This is a genomic window from Actinacidiphila sp. bgisy160 (assembly GCF_057707815.1).
The window spans coordinates 1-600 of sequence record NZ_JBYIQW010000150.1; the positions used below are offsets into that span (position 1 = coordinate 1).

The 600-nt window shown below is 66.3% G+C and carries 1 protein-coding gene; it reads right to left on the reverse strand.

Going from position 1 to position 600, the window contains the following annotated elements; translation table 11 throughout:
• Positions 1 to 564, reverse strand: a 564-nt coding sequence (locus AC3EUJ_RS37240; RefSeq protein WP_431969443.1) for a hypothetical protein, incomplete at its 3' end; no start/stop codon positions are given.
• Positions 565 to 600 lie beyond the last annotated feature (36 nt).

Genomic DNA, 600 nt, shown 5'->3' on the forward strand with positions numbered 1-600 from the left:
TGCGCCGTCGGTGGGGTACTGGTATTCGGTGACCAGGTCGGGGACGTCGTCGATGCGGGGTTTTTGGGTGATGGAGGTGACGACGTACTTGTTGAACCAGTCGATGGTCTCCTGCTTCGGGTCCGGACTCCAGTAGACCGGGTAGCAGCGGGTGCCGTTGTCCTCCGGGTCGGGGTGAGCCTCGACGGCCATGGCCGGGCAGGGGTCGGAGTATTCGACGTCGATCTCGCCGCCGTACTCGGTGACCACCCTGCGGATACGGAGACGGTCGAACGCCGGCCGGGGGTCGCCGCTTCCGGTGGTGACTCGGTTGGGCATGGCCTGGTTGTTGTGGGAGAACTCCACCGCATTCATCTGTGCAGTGGTTTGGCCGTCGACGGCGTAGCCGGTGCGCTGGATGGACTCCAGCCACAGCGGCGGGGCCGTGTCGGTCAGGGTGCTCGGGAAGGACTGGGTGAGCAGGTATTTGTCGACCTTGCTCAGTGCCGTGGAGCCCTGAGTGCGCTGCGCCTTGGTCGTCACCGAGGACAGGCGCTTGCGGGACCAGAACGTCGGCGCGCCCACGGGGCAGCGTTTGCCGGCCTCTCCGGCGCAGTACAA